This is a genomic window from Bifidobacterium sp. ESL0769, from assembly GCF_029395495.1.
Classification (GTDB): Bacteria; Actinomycetota; Actinomycetes; order Actinomycetales; family Bifidobacteriaceae; genus Bifidobacterium.
Genome location: NZ_CP113918.1, coordinates 674,838 through 693,971, shown reverse-complemented (window position 1 = coordinate 693,971; position 19,134 = coordinate 674,838). Strand labels below are relative to the sequence as shown.

Below are 19,134 nucleotides of genomic sequence, written 5' to 3'. Positions count from 1 at the left end.
CAGTGAATATTATTGCACATTCACTGGTGCACGGAAAGGGCATCGGGCCTTGATTTCATTGTTCAATCATCAAAGACGAACTTTCGTTCGTTATTGCGCCAAAGCCGCCTTGATGGCCGCCGGCGAATTGTCCGTGAGCAGACGCTTCCTCATGATGAAATAGGACCAGATGAAGTAGATCAAGACAATCGGCAGCAAGCAGCAAAGCACGATGGTCATGATTTCCAGCGTGTACTGCGAAGACGAAGCCACAGACACAGCGAGGCTCTTGGACGGATCGGTCGCGATCATCACGTTCGGGAAAAGCCCGTTGAAGATGAAGGCGATGATGCCGACAAGGGTGACGCCCGAAGAAATGAAGGCGAAACCGCCACGCTTCTTGTACGCGGCAATATGTCCGCAAATCGTCGCAGCCAGAATGACCACGGTGATCAGCAGTGTCGACTTGGTGCGACGCTGATAGAAATCGGTGAAGATGAACGCCAGGATGACGAAGATCACCAGAGCCGGGTAAGCAATCCAGTAGACCTTCTTGGAGGTGTTGAGCATCCTCTCGGACGTCTTCGCGTCGAGCTTGAGGCTCAGGAAGTGCAGGCCGTGCAGGAAGCTGAAGAACACTACAGCCACGCCGCCGACGATGGAAAGCAGGTTGACCACGTCGAAGAAACCGGCGTGAACGTTGCCCTGAGCATCCATCGGGACGCCCTGGATGACGCTGGTGAGCATCATGCCCAGACCGAACGGCGCGATGACACTGCCGGCGAAGTTGGCCCACTGCCAGACGCTGCGTTCACGATCGGTGACCGAGTGTGCGGCGAACTCAAAGGAGACGCCACGCAGAATGAGGCCGACAAGCACGATGAAGAGCAGTAGGTAGTAGCCGGAGAAGAGGCTTGCATACCACAGCGGGAAGGACGCGAACATCGCGCCGCCGCCGGTGATGAGCCAGACCTCGTTGCCGTCCCAATGGGGGCCGACCGCACGCATGTAGAGCGCACGTTCGTCGCCGTTGTGGGCGAGCACTCGGGTTGCCATGCCGACACCAAAATCGATGCCGTCAAGGAAGAGGAAGATGGCGAATACCAATGCAATCACAAAGAACCACAACAATTGCAAGAAATTGTTGCCATCAATCAATGGCTTAGCGAGAAACGTGGTCATGCCAACGCCACCTTTCTATTGGCTGCATGGGCGCCAACATGCGCATCCGCAGTAGCCTTTTGCATAGTATCTCCCGTTTCCGGTTCCGGACCTTGCCAAAGCACACGACGGGAGTAGAAGATCATCACGCCGCCCATGAGGCAGAAGAGCAGGAAGTACACAATATTGGTGAACAGCAGGCTTGGCACGGTTGCCGTCGGCGAGACGGCATCGGCGATGGTCTGCAGGCCATAGACAATCCACGGATAACGACCGAGCTCAGTGATGAGCCAGCCACCAGTGGTGCCGATGAACGGCAGATAGGTGCAGATACCCAGAATCCAGAGCTTCCAGCGGCTATCCGCCAGGGTGTTCTTGGACTTGCGGGTGAACCACAGCGTGCAGATTGCAAGAATCAGCACAGCGAAACCGACGGCGGCCATGAAGCGGAAGCTCCAGAACAGCACGTTGGTGGGCACGTAGTAATCGGAAATCTCAGGATGAGCGATGCCGTTCTTGATGATCTTGCCACCTTCACCCTTGAACTGCTCGTTCAGGGTGTTCATGCCTTGGATGGTTCCGCCATAAAGCTTGTGGAACGCAAGCAGGGAGAGCATGCCAGGAATCTCGATACCGGCGGACTTGTGGGCACCTTCATTGATGAGACCGACGACCATCCACGGTGCCGGGCTCTTGAGGTCCTCATAAATACCTTCGGTAGCAGCGAACTTCATCGGCTGATCCTTGATGATCTCGAGGGTCTGCAGATCGCCGGTGATGATGACGAGAATGGAGCCGATCAGCGCAATGATGGCGCCGACGCGAATCGAACGGGTGAAGAAAGCCCTGTCGGCATTCTTGTGCATGAAGCCGAAAGCGCTCATGCCCACAACGACCATGCCGCCAAGCATCAATGCGCCGGTGGCGACGTGCGGGAATTCACGCCAAAGCTGTGGATTGCCGATAACCGCTGCGAAATTCGTCATTTCGGCATGACCAGTCTTCTTGTTGATGCCAAAGCCAACAGGGTTCTGCATGAAGCTATTCGCCGCAAGAATCCAAATGGCGGAGCACGTGGAGCCGAACCAGGTCAGCCAGATGAAGACGACGTGCAGACCCGGCTTGAAGCGCTTCCAAGTGAACATCCAGACACCGATGAAGGTGGACTCCATGAAGAACGCCAGCAGGGCCTCAATAGCCAGCGGCGCTCCGAAGATGTCTCCCATAAAACGCGAGTAGTTCGACCAGTTCATACCAAACTGGAATTCCTGAATGATGCCGGTCACTACGCCCACAGCGAAGCCGAGGAGGAAAATCTTCCCCCAAAACATCGCCATGCGCTTATAAATATATTTCCTCTTCACTACGTATAACGTTTCCATAACGGCTACGGTGAAGGCCAAGCCAATGGTTAACGGTACGAAGAAGAAGTGGAAGACCGTCGTCATCGCGAACTGGAATCGCGATAGCCCTAGAACAGTCATGTTAATCCTTTCTTCCCAACTATTCCTTACTTATAAAGGCGTAGAATTAATCGCTTTCCAGCATAGTACGAATGTTGCCCAATTCCAACACCGCACGGTCTGCGATGAACTTTTTGGCGACGCTGGCAATCCATCCCTTCAGACTCCAGTGGCCAAACATGTCAATCGATGCAATTCCGGCTTTCGGCCCCAGCGAGCAAACAGTGCCGAGCGCTTTGAAGACGAACTTCTTGGTGGGTTGCCCGTTCATCAGTGCGACAAGGTTTTCCGCAACGCAATCGGCCTGGGCAATGGAAATTTGAGCAGTAGTCGGATAAAGACGACCATTCTCCGGATTCGGCACGCCGGAAACGTCTCCAATGAGGAACTGGTCGGGCTGACCGGCGACTCGCAGGTCGTCGGCGACGACCACACGATTACGCTTCTGTTCGTAACCGGAGTCGGCGATGACGTGGCTGCCGTGCACGCCGGTGGTCCAAATGATGGTGTTGGCCGGGAATTCCTGGTCATTGCTCATCACGGAGTTCGGCCTGACCTCGGTGATCGGAGTGGAGACGTGGAAGGTTACTCCCCTCTTTTCGAGATACCGGACTGCCCACTGGGCAAGATTCTGGTTGAACATGCCGAGAATCTTGGGTCCGGCCTCAATGCAGTCGATCTTGACCTGATTGCGAGGGAAACCATACTTCTTGGCGAGCTTGGGCATACGATAGACGATTTCGCCCAGGTATTCGATGCTGGTGAAGCCGGCGCCGCACACGATAATGCGCAGGTCGTTGGGATCGCGACTCCTCTTATAACGCTTGAGCGTGTTTTCAAGATGGGCACGTGCCGCCATCGCGGTATCGATATCGATCAACGGCCAGCCGTTCTCACTGGCGCCGGGAATGCCGAAGGTCTCGGATTCGAAGCCCAACGCGTTGACCAGATAATCGTATCGAATCGGGGCATTGTTCTTCAGCACGATGCTCTTGGCGTTCTGATCGACGCGGATGACCTCGTCGATGAGTACTTGAACGTTTTTCTTTTTGGCAAACGTATTGGCGATGTCAAAGGTAATATCTGCCGGTTCTTTCGTTCCGGCGGCCACCTCGTGCAGCTCGGTGGTCTGGTAATGGTACGGATTCTTGTTGATGAGTACGATTTGGGCGTCGACATTCATACCGGTCAATTTTTTAACCGTACGCATACCGGCGTAACCCGCGCCAAGAACTACGATTCTCTTCATTCCAATCACTTTTCCTTATAGCTTAAACACGAACGATGGCTTCAAAAAAAAGACAGGCGCCATCACTGCCAACACCTTCCAACAATATATGGCAAGCTGAACAAAAAACGATTAAAATTGAGCAAAAAACCGAGGAAAACCGAAATTTCGATTCTTTTATGGCATATCTCACGTAAGTGACTGTTCTTCCCGGCCTAAAGCCGAAAAGCCGAGGGGTCGCAGCAAAGCATCAAACGACTACGAGACCACAGTTGAATAAACATCAATCGATAATCATAAGCAACTTATAATGAGGACGTATCTGGAAGATTGGCACCTCCAAATACGTCCCCAAGACTTTGAATGATTCCAGGGTTCTGCTATTCCTTCATAATCCCGGAGACGTCCGTCAGCTCGGTGACGGAACGGTCGGCTACGGCCTTCTTCGCCACCGATGCCTTCGCGCCCTTGAGCTTCCAATGACCGCCCATATCGACTTCGGCGATGCCCGTCTTGGGTCCAAGCGAGCAGAGCGTGCCCAAGGATTTGAAGACGAACTTCTTGGGATCCTTGCCTTGAATGCGCGCGACGATATTATCCGCGGCGGTGTCGGCCTCAGCTATGGAAATCTGCGCCGTGGTCGGGTAAAGGCGCCCGTTGTCCGGGTTCGGGACGGCGGAAACGTCGCCGACGAGGAACTCCTCAGGGTGGCCCTTCACCGACAAATCATCCTGAACCACCACGCGGTTGCGCTTCTGGTCATAACCCGAGTCGGCGATCACACTGCTGCCACGCACGCCGGTGGTCCAGATGATGGTATTCGCCGGGAAGGCGGTGTCGTTGCTCATCACGGCGTTCGGCTTGACCTCGGTGATCGGCGTACCGGCGTGGAAAGTGACGCCATGGTCTTCGAGGTACTTCACACCCCAATCCGCCAGTTTCGGATCGAACATCGGCAAAATCTTCGGAGTGGCTTCGATGCAGTCGATCTTCACTTTGTCAATCGGAAAATCATATTCCTTGGCGAGGTCGGGCATGCGATAGACCAGCTCGCCCAAATACTCAATGGACGTGAAGCCTGCTCCGCAGACCACGATGTGCAGGTCGTTTTCGTCATGGCTGGTCTTGTAGTTCTTCAACGTGTCTTCCAGATGCTTGCGCGCGGCCACGGCGGTATCGATATCAATCAGCGGCCAGCCGTTCTCCTCAGCGCCTTTGATGCCGAACGTCTCGGACTCGAAGCCCAGCGCATTGACCAGGTAATCGTAAGAAAGCGGTTCACTATTCTTAAGCTCCACCTTCTTGGCGTCCTGGTCGACCTTGGTGACCTCATCAATGACCACTTTGACTTTCGGATCCACAGCCTTGCGCACGTCGAACGTGATCTGGTCGGGTTCCTTGGTGCCCGCAGCCACTTCGTGCAGTTCCGTGGACTGGTAATGGTACGGATTCTTGTTGACCAGGATGATGTCGGCTTCGACATTGGCTTTGGCCAGTTGCTTCGCGGCACGCATACCGCCGTAGCCCGCGCCAAGAATAACGATTGTAGTCATCACAAACCCCCTCCGTTGGGAATTATATAAAAGCGAATACCAATTCATTCTGCATTCGCACTTGCCTAATTACTTACAGTTTTAAAATATCTTTCTATGATAAAAAAAACGATTTAAATTGCAGAATCAGATACATTTATGCACGATTCGGCTACCCAATATGACATATTTCACAAAATATACTGCGCTTGCGGTTTCACGAGAAAATGTTTGCCTTATGGATTGTCGACGAGGTCAACACCGACGAAAAGAAGAGTACTGCCATCACACAAGCACAGATCGAAACCGTCTTCCAAAGTGTATCGAAACGCTGCCGAAAGAATAAAAGGAACAGCCCTCAGGCAGAAATTAGACGCAAGAACCGAAACGGACGAAAAATAATGATTGAGAAATCTTGAAAACTCTTGAAAAAGTACCCCCCAAGAGAGTCGAACTCTTGTTGTCAGATTGAAAGTCTGGTGTCCTAACCGTTAGACGAGGGGGGCTAACAACCTATTCAGTGTAAAATACGAACGCGATTACAGCAAGTCCCGGCGTGTTGTCAATCGTCACACAATTGCAATACTCTTGCCGCCTACGGTCTCAAACGGCGCGGTACGTGAAATCGTGAATCACCCGGCCAGCCGCCAAACCCTTCTTCTCGAAATTGGTGAGCACACGGCCCTCGTAGCGTTCCGATTCCTTGAAATCGGCGTGAGGCAGCGACGTGGCCTTGTCCGCCGTTCCCTTGCCGACGTGCTCGGTAGGCAGCGAAACGGTGAGGGTGCCGGCATTGGCGAAATCGGGGCGGCCGTCCATCACTTCGTGGACGTGCAGAGCGTAATCCTCGATGTCGGTGGCAAGCCTCCACACGTTTCCCTCGCTCAGCGCCTTACGGATATCCGTCGCGAGCGCTGGCTGGACGATGCGACGCTTGTGATGACGCATTTTAGGCCAAGGGTCGGGGAAAAACGTCCAGATTTCGTCGGTCACGCCTGGCTCACTCACCTTGAAGAGCTCTGGCGCATTGATCTGAGCGATACGAAGATTGGTCAATCCGAGCTTGCCGGCGCGCAGCATCGTATGGGCGACGCCCGGGTCGTAGACTTCCACCGCAAGGAAATTAGTTTCGGGGTGAGATTGCGCGGCAGCGATGATGTTCTCGCCCTGGCCCGTACCGATTTCAACGACCAGCGGATGTTCGTTGCCCCAGGCGTTACACACGAAATCGCGGTCGAACGCAAATCCCGACCTCACGTCGAGCAGGCCCTCCCCCGCATTGATATCAAGCAGAAAATCGGGCGAATATCGCTGCCAGGCCCGCTTGAGGCGGTCGTCGAGACGACCCGTTCGCCGGACGTATGAGAGCACGTGATGAATTCTTTTGTCGTTTTCCTGCACGAACCACTAGTTTAACGGAAGGCGGACCCCGTGACTTCAATGCGCGCTCGTGGGTTGCCGGGTCAGCTAGCTTAAATATCGCTCATCAACAAGCACGTAGAACACTAATTCGATGGCGGAAGCATCAATGACGTTCCCAAAATTCGGCGTAAGTGCGTAAACTATAGGCTTCCCTTCCACTCACATATCAGACCTTGACATTCACGCCGAGACGGTCAATTCAATGACACAGAAACCAATAATAATTCCATATAATTCAACACATCTATAAGTGTTGTTGAGCTCGACTCGAGTAATGGCGACCTGTTCCGCAAATTCACTACGCGAGCGTAGACTGTTGGCTATGAACAACGACGATTTCAACGCAAACCCACCCACGCAGCCGAATCAGTTCAACTATCAATATGGTGACGCCGGCCAGCAGACAAACCCGCAGCCCCAGTTCCAAGATGCTGGCATGAACCCGCAGATGCCCGATTATCAGGCATACGGCCAAGTGCCACCTGCCGTCCCCACGATGCCGCCTACCGGTCCGACGGGACCTGGCGCGGTGCCTCCGGTGACGCTGCAGGGTTACTATGCCCCGGCACCGGAGCAAAAATGGAACACCATGTGCATCGTCGGTTTCATACTTTCCTTCTTTATGCCGCTTATCGGGCTGGTGCTTTCCGTGGTCGCGCTCGTCCAGATCAACCACAGCGGCGAGAAGAGTAAGCCCATGGCCATCGCCGGGCTCGTCATCGGTGCGATTTCAACAATCCTGAGCATCGTCTTCGTTATTATCTTCTTTTCGGCATTCGGCTATGCGGTTCACCATTTGGATACCGACGATTCCGATTGTCACGGTTCGGACTGCCAGTCCGATCCCTACGATGACGAGGGCGACGACCCTGATGACGATAACGAGGACACGGACTACGCTTATTATCTCTACGACTTTGCGCAAGAGAGCAACATCGCGGACGTGACCGCCTTGTCGAACGCCGCTTGAAACGGCTCGTGAATCAGGGATTGTTTATTGCAGTGGTTATTTTGCATTACAAACGTTTGGCAATCACGTATAAATCATTGGCATCATAGGCGACACGCTGAAACAGCTTCGGGGTTGCGTTTGGCCTGATTCTGAGTAATATTAATACTCGGCTGCTTGATGAAAGCAAGCCACGGCTCCGTAGCTCAGTTGGTTAGAGCGCCGCCCTGTCACGGCGGAGGTCACCAGTTCAAGTCTGGCCGGAGTCGCTCGAATGGTCTTAAGCCCGGTTCGCCGGGTTTTTGATTTATTCATGGCTCTGTAGCTCAGTTGGTAGAGCGAACGACTGAAAATCGTTAGGTCAGCGGATCGATGCCGCTCGGAGCCACCACTCAGGTCTCGAAACCAAGTAATTGCAACGGTTTCGAGGCTTTCTTGTTTCTCAGCGACGAGATGCTTCCGCCGAAACCCAGCATTTACCCAGCAGATTCGAAAAATAGTCACCTCCGAGCACAAGTAAGACGACAAACAAAACAGACACACATTCTGACGATATCCTAGAAATTTCGTATGCTGTTTTGTCCTCATTCCGCTGTCAGCCCTTCGACAGGAATGAATTCTTCTAGCTCAGGATACTGATGCAGAATCTGTCCAGTCAAATCACGGGAATTTCGCACATGAAGTGTAATCGCCAAAGCATAGTGTATAGGTTCCGTCGATGAAGATTGCGCCCCCTCTTCCCTGGAAACATAATGAATGTCGAACACTGGTTTGTATAAATCCAAATAGAAAACAGATTTATGATCATGTAATACCGTTTCCCATTTATAACGTCGATTCCTTTGGTCATTTTCTGTTTCATACTTCTGCGAAGTAAAGAATGGAATACTTTTCGGTATCTTACCATCTTCACGAGCTTCCATAGAAGGTCGGAACGTCACTATAAGACCCGACTGGGTATATACGTCCGGACACTGAGGGTCCACCCTACTGGCAAACGTAAAAGTAGCAGTGATGTCCGCTTTCCCTCTTGCACCATATAAATCTTTGGGTACTGGAATACGAGCTCTTAAATATTTTCCTGGACTGAGCGAACCCTGATAAACGACTGTAGCGTTCTCACCTTCACTGGCAAGAATACTCTCGGCATCAGGCATCACCCTGCCCCATCCAACTTCTTCAATCTCCGCACCATCCTCTTTTTCTGCGGTATGGATAAGCAATGCTTTAATCGCAAGCGGTGTCAGATTGCGTCCGCTCAATTCACAAATTTGAACTGCCTTACGCAGAACCATCGGAGCCGCAAAACTAGTGCCCATAGTCGTTGTTATCCGAGGTGTCGTCCCTGACGAAAGCACATGGAATTCATTGTCTGGAATGCCGCCAAAAGCCAGCAGATCCGGCTTTATCAATCCCGGCCTCCTCCCAGGGCCCACTGCTGAATATGACGCACGCTCATACGCAAAATCTTCGGAAGTCGAAGAACCAACGCAAAGAGCATTAACCGAATCACCGGGAATCTCCACGCGTGCGTTTCCTATGTCCCTATCCAGATGACCATTGTTGCCTGCAGCTACGGTCATCAATGTGTCGCCCGATGAAAGCAAATCGTCAAGCATTGCCGTCCACGCACTAACATCATCATCTTCAATGGGTACGTCAGGCCCAAGACTGAGATTGACATAATCATAATGCCGTTCCTGCAGTTCGGCGACGATATTATTGAGCACCGAACACAGAGTAAGAGGATTGTCGTCGGCGCTCGTACTGTCCAAAACCCGAACCGCGGATATCTTTGTGTGCAAAGGTTCGATTTGTCCACGGATATCGCCAAATGCCAAGGCCGAGCACACAGCCAATCCATGTTTTGCATACTCCGGAACCGTGTTGGCAACAGGATTGGCCAAGCTATAATCGGTCCAATCCCTCATGGGATTCTCTGACTCTTCGGGTAATCCACCATCAAACACAGCCACTGAGGGTTCGTCCCCATTGCCCATCTGAAAATCAGGAAGATCGACTTGCACATTATCTACCGCTCTAATCGGGCCATTCCCGATAGGTTCTAGCCTGAGTTTCGGCATTGGACGGACTGCACGCAATGTCGTATATAGAGATAATTGCTCCATCGCTTTCTTGGAACCATGCGCGGGAATGAACTGCAAATTCCTAGCGGTAAAAATAAGATCCTCGTCAAAAGTGATGTTTAAAGAAGTCGCTGTTTTCCTTAGTAAATTCCAGTTATCCTGGCAGAACGAACCTTCGAAAGTCTGCAACACCAGCTCATACCAATCCTGGTTATTCTGGCCTTCATGCAATTTGTCTGCCGAACTGAAACTTTTGATGGTTTCAATCTTTCTAATTTCATCAATTGCTTCGCCATCTTCAGGGTTCTTCGTCTCTTGAAGCGCGGAAAGAAAACTCCTGAAAGCATTTTTCCCTCCTGCAAGCAACAGAGAGGAGGTCAACCGCTTTTGTGTCTCGGAATCATCCTGCGTGGTAATCTCAACAGGCTTGCTACCGGCCATCACTAAACCAAATGATCGAATCAAGGAACTTGGATGATAGGACTTCGCAAGATACGCCGGATGCAAAATGAATTGTACAACATGCACATCATTCGGCGCGTAGGCCTTGTCTTGAACAAAAGAATCAATGGTCTCTGCCAGTTCGGGAAGCAGTCTCTCCCTTGATTCTTCATAGTCATACGGCCCTTTCTTAGGACGACCTCCGGGAGGTACTTTAACCGTATCCGTGAGTCTCTCGCCTCTGCCTATAAGATAACGCCGGGTCATTTGTTTCTCCTCTCAACCTGTTTAGAAAACTTCCTTATCGTGTCACGGCTCACACCAGTGACTTCACTAATCTCTCTTTGTTTCAGTTCAACTTCACCAGCAAGACTTTTTGCAATATCAATCCGTTCTTTATGCGGAAGAACCTTAATCTTTCCTTCGGCATATTCGAGCGTGGATTGTTGCAAGGTCCGTTTATCCAGAATTGATCGCTTTCTAATCAATTTCCCGATAGTGCGAGCATCGCTATATGACTCCCCGTTTAACACTCTCACCAGCAGCTGCAAATAAACATCGTCAAGATGAGTGCCATTCATTTGCATATCCTTCTTGAGAACTGCCGATAAATCTTCTGAAGAAGGCATAGGAAAGTCAATTTTCAACTCAAAACGACGCCACACGGCAGAATCTATGAGCTCGGCATTATTTGTTGCCGCCAAAACGATGCTCTTACCATCCCACATATCCAACAACTGAAGTAGCACTGTCACGAGGCGCTTCATCTCACCAATATCCCTGCCGTCGGCCCTTGTTTTCGCAATAGAGTCGATTTCATCAAGGAATAATATCGACGGTTCCTTTGACGCCCTTAGGAACACTGATTGCAAATTGTTCCCTGTCTCACCAAGACGACTTGAAACTGCCGAAGCGAGATCAAGCTTATACATAGGCAGATGTAACTGTGAAGACAGCCACTGCCCCGCCATCGTTTTGCCTACCCCGGGAGGACCTGTAAATATAGCAGAGGCGACAGGAGAAAGACCAGCAGAGACTAAATCCTTATAATGTGTTCTTTCCCGAACGATTTCATCTAGTTCAGATTCAACCTGGGGTGCCAAACGCGGTTTCTCCGAGGACACGGGACCAGAAAACAACAAATTATTCGAAGATGAGCGAAGTACCGAACGGTCCTGGACTTCCACTGAAGCATTCTTCAGACAAGATGACAGCTGGGAAGCCACATCCGGTTCCCTAACTTGGTACCGCCGCACCAGCCGTCGAACATACATCCGTAAATCATCATTTTTATGCTCTAGTCCAAGGCGCGATAATTGGACTATTTCATCCAAGTATTTTTCCTTTTCGTCTTTCATAAAAACAATCCTAACAATACCAAGGAAAAAGAAACGCATAAAAATGACTAATCTTATAAAAATAAAATTAAAATAGTCATTTTGCCTTGTGAATATATCGATGATTCAAGGCTCAGCTTAGAAGACACCTTAGTTTGCATTGTACTAAAACACGGGCAAAAAATCATTCATTCCAATTTGAAGATCTAGATACAGGTGTTAATCAAATCTAAAATCACCCAGCATTTACCCAGCAGATTCAACAGCAAACAATGAAAACCAAAAATAAAAAATAGCAACCTCAATCTCAATGAGGAGAAGCTCATAGCAATTCACAGCACCCAGCAGTAACTCTTGGAAATCCTGAAAACTAAATCGTTAGGTCAGCGGATCGATACCGCTCGGAGCCACCACTCAGGTCTCGATCAAGTAATTCCAACGGTTTCGAGGCTTTTTGATTTCTCGCCCACGCGCATGGCAAGGCACCATACTGATTTTTCAATTGCGGAGATAACTCACTGAGAACCTAGCCGACGAATTGAGCTTTCTGGTGAAGCCGCAACTGAACACTAGGCATAAGTCTGACTTTCAATGTGGCCGTCAGCCTAATATCCGAAAACAGTTACGGGGCGAGAGGTGCATCTGCCCTCAAAATTTTTAGCGGCAAAGCCTGGAACAATATGGGTCACAAACATTACGCTCAAAGTAATTCTTGTTTGATAGATATTATCTGTTTATAATAAAAATGCTTTTAAAAGAAGCAATCAAGGAGGTGCTTATGTTCTGGCAGATTGTTACTAATCTCGCGAAGTGGGCAGCTGATTTCTTCACCTATTTCCCAATTCCGACGCTGTTCTGATATAAATTTCAGAAGCTGAAGAAAAAACTTCTGGCAACCGATATTCTTACCGGTCGCCAGAAGTTTTTTATTTTTTTCATTCAACGCAGCGGAGTTATAGCTGCTGTCACTTGCCTACAGTTCAAACGAACAGCCGCTCAGAGCTGCTTGGACACCCAATCGACAATGTAGGGAGCGACGCCGTCAATCTGGTCGATGGCGATTTCGAAGTCACGCGGGCCTCCATACCACGGGTCGACCAAATCGATGTCGCTTTCGCGTCCGGGCGCGGGCTTGGGCAGATTCGGGTCGAAGCTGCGGTAGAGATGTACTTCGGACTTTTTATCTGCGGGCAGTAGACGCAGCAGTCCCCTTTCGTGCGAAGCCGTCATTGGCAGGAACAGGTCACTTTCGTCGATTTCTTCCTGCGTGATGCGGTGTGCGAAATGATGCTTGGGAATCTCATAGCCGCGCTGACGCAGCACACGCACAGCACGCGGGTCGATTGGATGGCTATGTTCTTCATCGCTGACACCACTGGACATTACGCGTACCTTATCGCCCAGCCCGCGCTCCTCGAAGTTGGAGCGCAGGATGATTTCGGCCATCGGGGAACGGCAGATGTTGCCGGTGCAGACGGTCATGACGGTGTATGGATGATTTGACATAGCTGGGCTGTCTTTCGTTTATCGGAAGTCTGGATGACATTACTACAGCCATCATAACGAATCGACCGTAATAGCATATAAAAACAAAGACGCAGACATAGCCCCAACAGCAGCCATATCTGCGTCAATACTTAAAAAATAAGCTCACTGATTCTTATGATAGGTGACGAAACGATACGCTTCGACGGCGCCTTCCGGCTTCCGGGGAGTCATCCACGGACCGTCATCCTGCAGGCTCCAGGCCCCATCACGCACCAATTCGTCCATGTCCGGCCCATACGTGTCCGCGTCGAAACGGCCACGGATGTAAGTGACATAGGCTTTGTTGGCAAACGGCATAATGGCACGGAACAGCTGTGCTCCCCCGATTACCCAGATCTCGCTGCGGTCCAGGCCATCGTCAGGAATGGCCTCCTGACGAGCGAAATCGAGCGCTGCATCGATATCGTTGGCCGTGGTTGCCCCGGCAGCACGCCAGTTCGGATCGTGGGAGACGACGATATTGTCGCGGTTCGGCAACGGCCGGTATTTCGGATCAAGCGAATCCCATGTCTTTCGACCCATAATCACCGGGTGCGAAACGGTCAGCTCTTTGAAACGCTTCATGTCTTCGGCAAGATGCCAAGGCATCCCGCCTTTAAACCCCATCGCATCGGGACGGCCTTGCAGATCCTGCGCACACGCCCAGATGAGATTGACCGAGAACGTCTTGACGACATCGTCTCCCCAGTCCTCGGTGACTTTTTGCCCGGCAAGCCCGGGCTTGGGTTCGTGATAGCCAGTTCGGCTACTGTCATGCTCCATTTCATGTACTCCTTGAATTAGGCAGTATTTCTAGTTTAACCAACGGCTCAGACGCAATTTCACGCGGATTGAAACGGGCTTAAAACCGGCCATAATCTGGGATTAACGAGGACTTATAGTTGGTTTTGACTGAATCTCAACCCGGAACTTAACTTAGCCGTTCAGATAGTACTCAATTGATCTCAACTACCCCACCGGACCTCGACGCCAGTCTTTAACCTAAACCCTCAGCCGATTAATCTCACTTCAGACAGCAACCGGCGCCTTGATGGCCGGATGATGCTGGTAATTGACGATCTTGAAGTCCTCATACTGGTAATCGAAAATGGAATCGGCCTTGCGAATCTCGATTTGTGGGTATGGATAAGGCTCGCGGCCAAGCTGGGTCAAGACCTGCTCGATGTGGTTGTCGTAGACATGGCAATCGCCGCCGGTCCAAACGAACTCCCCCGGTTCGAGGCCAGTCTGCTGCGCCATCATCAACGTGAGCAGCGAATACGACGCGATGTTGAATGGCACGCCGAGGAACATGTCACAGGAACGCTGATATAGCTGGCAGGAGAGCTTGCCGTCAGCTACATAGAACTGGAAAAGGGCGTGGCAGGGCGGCAACGCCATCTGCTCGACCTCAGCCGGGTTCCATGCGGTGACGACCATACGACGGGAATCAGGATGCGTTTTGATGAGATTCAGCACATTCGAAATCTGATCGATAGTGCGGTTCGGGTCACCCTTGGTCGGTGCCGGCCAGCTACGCCATTGCACACCGTAAACCGGTCCTAGATCGCCGTTTTTGTCGGCCCACTCGTCCCAGATGTGTACGTTGTGCTCTTGCAGCCAATGTACGTTGCTCGAACCTTTAAGGAACCACAGCAGCTCGTAGGCGATGCCTTTGAAATAAACGGTTTTGGTGGTCAACAGCGGGAAGCCTTTAGAAAGATCGAAGCGCATCTGGCGACCGAACAGAGAAATCGTGCCCGTGCCCGTACGGTCGGTCTTGAGCGTCCCGTTGGTCAGGATGTCGCGTACCAAATCCTCGTACGGCATGGGAATATCGGTTACCGGGCGTGCAGGGATTCTCTGACGAATTTCTTCGAGCTGTTCTTGAGTCAACATAATTATTCATTCTAGCAACCAGTATTGGCCTTGCGCTTGTGACAAAATGACCATTTTCCAGCATCCACACCGCACCCAGCTGAAAACGGTCACTGACGAAGCCCGAACCACTGTCGCGTGCGACGCTGACACACCGCATTCGTTTCACTGCCAGAAAATACACGGATTCGGATGTATCCTGTTCGTCCACCAAGTTTCGTACCAAAACGCACACGGATAACGACGGGGCTTGGGGTTAGATTGGTAGGGAAACGCCTCTGCAAAAACGAGGCACAACCGCGAGGAGGTCGCAATGGCAAAGAAACTGTGGGTGGAGCGCAACAAGGACGGTTCCTGGGACGCGTTCAGCGACGACGGCGCACACATCAAGTTCGGGCACGGCAAGGGCCTGTTCAACCCCGGCGATCTGATGAAGGTGGCACTGGCGGGCTGCGGCGCACTTTCCAGCCAGATGACCATTGAGAATTCGCTGGGTGAAGGCAAGGGCGCGAAGATCACCGTCGATGGCGATTACGACCGCGAGGCTGACGGCTACACCGCCTTCCGCGAGCAGGTCGTTGTCGACGCTCAAAGCGCCGGCATCCACGGCGAGGACGTCGAGAAGCTCAAGGACCGCGTCGAAAAGCACATCGAAAAGTCCTGCACTGTAATGCACACCTATGAGCGCGCGACGCCGGTGAGTATGGAAGTCAAGGTGCTCACTAAGTAGTTTCATCGCTTTACCAACAATCCGAATATAAATATAAAAGGGCGGTACCGATCATCCATTGAGGATATCGGTACCACCCTTTTATCGTTTATATCGTTATACGATTATCGGCAATCAGTTCTTGTGCTCTGGATCGATGGAAGACTCGATGGCTTCGGCTGCGGAGCTGTCGGCGGTCTTCACCGAAACCTGCTCGACACCTTCGATACCCTCGATGGCGCCGTCAGAGCGGGACTTCTCAGCTTCGACGTACTTGCGCGGCACCACGTAAACCGGGCCGGCCGCGTGCTGGATGAGCCCCTGGCTGGTGGAACCAACCAGAAGACCAGTGAACCCGCCCTTGCCGCGGGAACCGACCACCACGATGTCGTGGTCATAGCTGGCCTTGGTCAGGGCACTGACGGCTGATTCCGGAACGATGGTCTTGGTGATTTTAAGCTCCGGATGAGCCTTGCGGACCGGCGCAATCTGGGTCTCCAGATCTTCCATATAGGAATCGTAAACGCCGTCCTCATCGCTGACGCCTTGCAGGCCTGCCACCGCGTCGATGACGTCGAGTTCGGCGCCACGATCAGCGGAAAGGTCCGCCGCAATCTGCAGCGCTTTCAAACCCCATGCGCTGGCGTCGATGCCAACGGCTACACGCTTGATGGTGTTGTTCAAATGCATGGTCTTGCCGTCGTCGTCAGTATACGGAACCACGATAATCGGGCAATAAGCATAAGCCGGCAGCGATGAGCTGGTGGTTCCCAGCAATCGCTCGGCCAGGCCGCCCTTGCCGCGGTTGCCGATGACAATGAGGTTGTAGTTACGCGAAAGCTCGACGAAGACCGAAGAGGGATCACCGGTGACAATCAGCGTCTGCGCCTCAACGCCCTGTTCGTCAGCGATGGCCTTGGCCTTGGAAAGAATTTCCTGCGCATCGATGTGCGCAGCATTGTCGTCGCCCATCGAAGTGTATGTGGAATCAAACGAAACCGCAGCATAGCTCGGCAGCGAATACGCACAGACGATCTGTAGCATCAACCCTGCGTGCTTGGCATAGTTCGCCGCCCACCAAGTTGCTTTGTAGCTGGCTTGCGAACCATCCACACCTACCAGAATAGCCTTGTCGTTTACCATGACTACCTCCTTGACATACGTTAACGCCGTTCATAACGGCTCTACTCTTAGAATACCAGCCTTGACGCAGAGGAACCAATTATGCGCATATAAATAAACGCGCCCCCGAAGGAACGCGCTCTATTTTTAATATTAAACATTGCTGAAAACTACAGCAGCCTGCGAATAGAATACGCGCTGCTAAAGGCATAGCACAGAGGCGTGTAAGCCGTACCCGCACCAGGATTCAACGCATTGACCACCATGCCATTGCCGACATAAATCGCCGCGTGTTCAGAATTGGCAAGAATATCGCCGGGCATCGCGTGGGCAATATCGGGCACTGCAGTGCCGACAGTAGCCTGTGCGCCGGAACCGTGCGGCAACGAAATACCCATATTGGCATAAAGATATTGGACCATTCCCGAGCAATCCCAACCGGCTGGGGTGTTACCGCCGTACTTGTAAGGAACCACGCCTACGAATTGATTGGCGAAAGCCAACAAGCTGGCGACAGACTGCCCGTTGGGAGGCGTGATGTTGAAATTCTGCGGAGTTGCGGAAAGAGAATCCCTTGCTGCGGAACGTGATGCGGCAGCTGCGCTTGCAGCGGCGGCATCCGCGCGTTGCTTGGCGGCAGCGGCGTCCTTTTCGGCCTGGGACTCGGTTTGCGGCACATCGAGGGATTCGATGCCTCCCCAATTCGATTTGGCATCGACATCGGTGGACGTCGACTCCTTCAAGAGGTCTTTACGCACGGTATTGACCTTGCGGAAGGAACGGGAGGAAGTGACCGGGTCGTTGTCCTCGTTGGCAGCAAAGGCGGTTGGAGAGAATGCAATGACGGCTGAGGCGCTAAGTGCAAGCGCGGCCAAGGATGCACAGATCTTCGAAGCTTTCATCATGTAACTTAGGTTATCATGGAGCCACAACAAAATTGAGCGGCGAAGACCTTCAGAAACGTTGATTTTGGCCAGTAATTGCACTACTTTCGGAAGTCCAGATTCCCTGAATATCAAGCGAAATAGAGTATGTCAGAACGCAGGCCCAAGAAAATACAACCTTCACAAATTTCTGTGAAAGCAAAAAGTAATAAAAATAAACGGAAAGGAAACCTCTACCCCAGCATGTCCTGGACGTCTTGAGCTGCCTATTGCAACCTCAGTAATGAATAATCTGATGTGCGGCAACCTGCGCGGCGGTGTACGTCTTCGAGAAGGTCTTGCCTTGGAACGCAGCGCCACACTCGGAAGTGGTGACGGAACCGTCGGAATTGATCTTCTCAATGATGGCGACGTGGCCATAAGATGAATCGGAACCGTCCTGACCGGGCGCGAAAACCATGATATCGCCAACGTGGCGGGCCGAGCGATCGACCCAGTAACCCAAGGAACGCGCAGAATCGGCCCACTGAGCGCCGTTACCCATCTGGGAACCGGCAGGAAGCCCAAGCTGATGGCGACGGACGTAAACCCACCACGTGCACTGGCTGAACTCATAGTTGTTACCAAAATCACCGGTGGCATGGTTCGGGTTGAAGCCCGCGGGCAAAACCTTGTAATCCTGATCCATCAGACTTGCGATCTGCGGATTATTGGCAATTGACTTCGACATTGCGGAAACATCGAGCGAGGTGTTGGACTCCCCCAAGCTCCACGTGCCTTGCGTACCATTGGATTGCAACGGAACTCGGTCTTCCGAGCGCGAAGCGGCATTAATCGGTTTCAGTGTGGAAGTAGTGGTGGCTTCTCCAGCTGCATCGAAGGTAGGCTTGGTGGGATTACCCGCCATCGCAGCGGTGGCAGCAGCGCCAACCAACGCGGCCAACGAAGCAGAAACGACGACTGCATGGCGACGGTTTTCGGACTCACGGGCCAAACGGATGGAACGACGAGTTTCAGGTACGATTTCGTTGAGCTTGTCGACGACCTCAGGGGTCAAGCCGACAGTAGCGCCATTGGTGGCCTGGGCCTGCACCTGCCGCACCGCTTCAAGCGAATGCGTCCCCTTTGCAGGAGAGAAGAGTGAGGAGACGGCACTAGACCGTTTCGTTGCTCTCCGCGCTTTGTGCGCACCGTGAACCATAAACCAACTCCTTGCGGACAACATTTCAATGGAAAATGCCTAGACGAGCTTTACCGGTACAACAGCGTATCAATAAGACACCGTAAAGCGCATCCGACACTTCCTGTTTTCTGCTACCAGATTACTTTCACACCATGATTTTTCGAAACAGGATACGATTACCGCTTTCCAAAAACCGCAGAATCCAATCGGTCCATCGGCGTGTCACACTTCC

At 52.0% G+C, this 19,134-nt stretch carries 14 protein-coding genes, 3 tRNA genes and 1 pseudogene; 4 read left to right on the top strand and 14 right to left on the bottom strand.

Annotated elements, in window-relative coordinates:
- Positions 1-90: 90 nt before the first annotated feature.
- From cydB to trmB, 6 genes and pseudogenes are all read right to left on the bottom strand, one after another.
- Complete coding sequence (cydB, locus tag OZX72_RS02705; protein ID WP_277158880.1) at positions 91-1,161, bottom strand: cytochrome d ubiquinol oxidase subunit II; 1,071 nt, start codon at positions 1,159-1,161, stop codon at positions 91-93.
- Entirely contained in the window at positions 1,158-2,588 is a 1,431-nt protein-coding gene (locus OZX72_RS02700; RefSeq protein ID WP_277159342.1) for a cytochrome ubiquinol oxidase subunit I, read from the bottom strand. Before OZX72_RS02700 ends, cydB begins: the two co-directional genes overlap by 4 nt.
- An 82-nt stretch (positions 2,589-2,670) precedes the next feature.
- A complete protein-coding gene (locus OZX72_RS02695; protein WP_277158879.1) occupies positions 2,671-3,852 on the bottom strand; it encodes an NAD(P)/FAD-dependent oxidoreductase in 1,182 nt (393 codons plus the stop codon).
- 359 nt (positions 3,853-4,211) lie between these two features.
- Positions 4,212-5,384 (bottom strand): NAD(P)/FAD-dependent oxidoreductase, encoded by a 1,173-nt coding sequence (locus tag OZX72_RS02690; protein ID WP_277158878.1) that lies wholly within the window; start codon positions 5,382-5,384, stop codon positions 4,212-4,214.
- Positions 5,385-5,797: 413 nt separating this feature from the next.
- A tRNA-Glu gene (locus tag OZX72_RS02685) sits at positions 5,798-5,869 on the bottom strand.
- A 97-nt stretch (positions 5,870-5,966) separates the two neighbouring features.
- Positions 5,967-6,743 (bottom strand): annotated as a pseudogene (gene trmB / locus OZX72_RS02680) (tRNA (guanosine(46)-N7)-methyltransferase TrmB); the annotation flags it as partial.
- A 364-nt stretch (positions 6,744-7,107) separates the two neighbouring features.
- Between trmB and OZX72_RS02675 the strand changes: the two are divergent.
- The 3 genes from OZX72_RS02675 to OZX72_RS02665 all read left to right on the top strand — a co-directional run bounded on the left by OZX72_RS02675 (position 7,108) and on the right by OZX72_RS02665 (position 8,125).
- On the top strand, positions 7,108-7,755 hold the full coding sequence (locus OZX72_RS02675) for a DUF4190 domain-containing protein (RefSeq protein ID WP_277158877.1): 648 nt from the start codon (positions 7,108-7,110) through the stop codon (positions 7,753-7,755).
- A 174-nt stretch (positions 7,756-7,929) separates the two neighbouring features.
- A tRNA-Asp gene (locus tag OZX72_RS02670) sits at positions 7,930-8,003 on the top strand.
- Between the two features lie 46 nt (positions 8,004-8,049).
- Positions 8,050-8,125, top strand: a tRNA-Phe gene (locus OZX72_RS02665).
- 193 nt (positions 8,126-8,318) lie between these two features.
- On the opposite strand, the gene OZX72_RS02660 is transcribed toward OZX72_RS02665, so the two are convergent.
- The 5 genes from OZX72_RS02660 to OZX72_RS02640 form a co-directional block, all read right to left on the bottom strand.
- Entirely contained in the window at positions 8,319-10,529 is a 2,211-nt protein-coding gene (locus OZX72_RS02660) for a S8 family peptidase (protein WP_277158876.1), read from the bottom strand.
- On the bottom strand, positions 10,526-11,620 hold the full coding sequence (locus OZX72_RS02655) for an ATP-binding protein (protein WP_277158875.1): 1,095 nt from the start codon (positions 11,618-11,620) through the stop codon (positions 10,526-10,528). Before OZX72_RS02655 ends, OZX72_RS02660 begins: the two co-directional genes overlap by 4 nt.
- A gap of 975 nt (positions 11,621-12,595) precedes the next feature.
- Positions 12,596-13,105, bottom strand: coding sequence for a low molecular weight protein-tyrosine-phosphatase (locus tag OZX72_RS02650; RefSeq protein ID WP_277158874.1), 510 nt, complete (start codon positions 13,103-13,105; stop codon positions 12,596-12,598).
- A gap of 144 nt (positions 13,106-13,249) precedes the next feature.
- Positions 13,250-13,909 (bottom strand): dihydrofolate reductase, encoded by a 660-nt coding sequence (locus tag OZX72_RS02645; protein WP_277158873.1) that lies wholly within the window; start codon positions 13,907-13,909, stop codon positions 13,250-13,252.
- Positions 13,910-14,155: 246 nt separating this feature from the next.
- Positions 14,156-14,956 carry a thymidylate synthase gene (locus OZX72_RS02640; RefSeq protein ID WP_277159341.1) on the bottom strand — a complete coding sequence of 267 codons (801 nt, stop codon included), beginning with the start codon at positions 14,954-14,956 and terminating at the stop codon, positions 14,156-14,158.
- Positions 14,957-15,317: 361 nt separating this feature from the next.
- On the opposite strand from OZX72_RS02640, the gene OZX72_RS02635 reads away from it, so the two are divergent.
- On the top strand, positions 15,318-15,734 hold the full coding sequence (locus OZX72_RS02635; RefSeq protein WP_277143981.1) for an OsmC family protein: 417 nt from the start codon (positions 15,318-15,320) through the stop codon (positions 15,732-15,734).
- A 114-nt stretch (positions 15,735-15,848) separates the two neighbouring features.
- Here OZX72_RS02635 and OZX72_RS02630 read toward each other — a convergent pair whose 3' ends face one another.
- The 3 genes from OZX72_RS02630 to OZX72_RS02620 all read right to left on the bottom strand — a co-directional run bounded on the left by OZX72_RS02630 (position 15,849) and on the right by OZX72_RS02620 (position 18,920).
- Positions 15,849-16,856, bottom strand: coding sequence for a universal stress protein (locus OZX72_RS02630; protein ID WP_277158872.1), 1,008 nt, complete (start codon positions 16,854-16,856; stop codon positions 15,849-15,851).
- 149 nt (positions 16,857-17,005) lie between these two features.
- Complete coding sequence (locus tag OZX72_RS02625) at positions 17,006-17,740, bottom strand: C40 family peptidase (RefSeq protein WP_277158871.1); 735 nt, start codon at positions 17,738-17,740, stop codon at positions 17,006-17,008.
- A 256-nt stretch (positions 17,741-17,996) separates the two neighbouring features.
- Positions 17,997-18,920 (bottom strand): CHAP domain-containing protein, encoded by a 924-nt coding sequence (locus OZX72_RS02620; RefSeq protein ID WP_277158870.1) that lies wholly within the window; start codon positions 18,918-18,920, stop codon positions 17,997-17,999.
- Positions 18,921-19,134: the final 214 nt, after the last annotated feature.

Bases quoted from the DNA above. Each gene is read 5' to 3' on its own strand.
- cydB (WP_277158880.1), bottom strand. From the start codon at position 1,161: ATGACCACGTTTCTCGCTAAGCCATTGATTGATGGCAACAATTTCTTG.
- OZX72_RS02700 (WP_277159342.1), bottom strand. From the start codon at position 2,588: ATGACGACGGTCTTCCACTTCTTCTTCGTACCGTTAACCATTGGCTTG.
- OZX72_RS02695 (WP_277158879.1), bottom strand. From the start codon at position 3,852: ATGAAGAGAATCGTAGTTCTTGGCGCGGGTTACGCCGGTATGCGTACG.
- OZX72_RS02690 (WP_277158878.1), bottom strand. From the start codon at position 5,384: ATGACTACAATCGTTATTCTTGGCGCGGGCTACGGCGGTATGCGTGCC.
- OZX72_RS02675 (WP_277158877.1), top strand. From the start codon at position 7,108: ATGAACAACGACGATTTCAACGCAAACCCACCCACGCAGCCGAATCAG.
- OZX72_RS02660 (WP_277158876.1), bottom strand. From the start codon at position 10,529: ATGACCCGGCGTTATCTTATAGGCAGAGGCGAGAGACTCACGGATACG.
- OZX72_RS02655 (WP_277158875.1), bottom strand. From the start codon at position 11,620: ATGAAAGACGAAAAGGAAAAATACTTGGATGAAATAGTCCAATTATCG.
- OZX72_RS02650 (WP_277158874.1), bottom strand. From the start codon at position 13,105: ATGTCAAATCATCCATACACCGTCATGACCGTCTGCACCGGCAACATC.
- OZX72_RS02645 (WP_277158873.1), bottom strand. From the start codon at position 13,909: ATGGAGCATGACAGTAGCCGAACTGGCTATCACGAACCCAAGCCCGGG.
- OZX72_RS02640 (WP_277159341.1), bottom strand. From the start codon at position 14,956: ATGCCGTACGAGGATTTGGTACGCGACATCCTGACCAACGGGACGCTC.
- OZX72_RS02635 (WP_277143981.1), top strand. From the start codon at position 15,318: ATGGCAAAGAAACTGTGGGTGGAGCGCAACAAGGACGGTTCCTGGGAC.
- OZX72_RS02630 (WP_277158872.1), bottom strand. From the start codon at position 16,856: ATGGTAAACGACAAGGCTATTCTGGTAGGTGTGGATGGTTCGCAAGCC.
- OZX72_RS02625 (WP_277158871.1), bottom strand. From the start codon at position 17,740: ATGATGAAAGCTTCGAAGATCTGTGCATCCTTGGCCGCGCTTGCACTT.
- OZX72_RS02620 (WP_277158870.1), bottom strand. From the start codon at position 18,920: ATGGTTCACGGTGCGCACAAAGCGCGGAGAGCAACGAAACGGTCTAGT.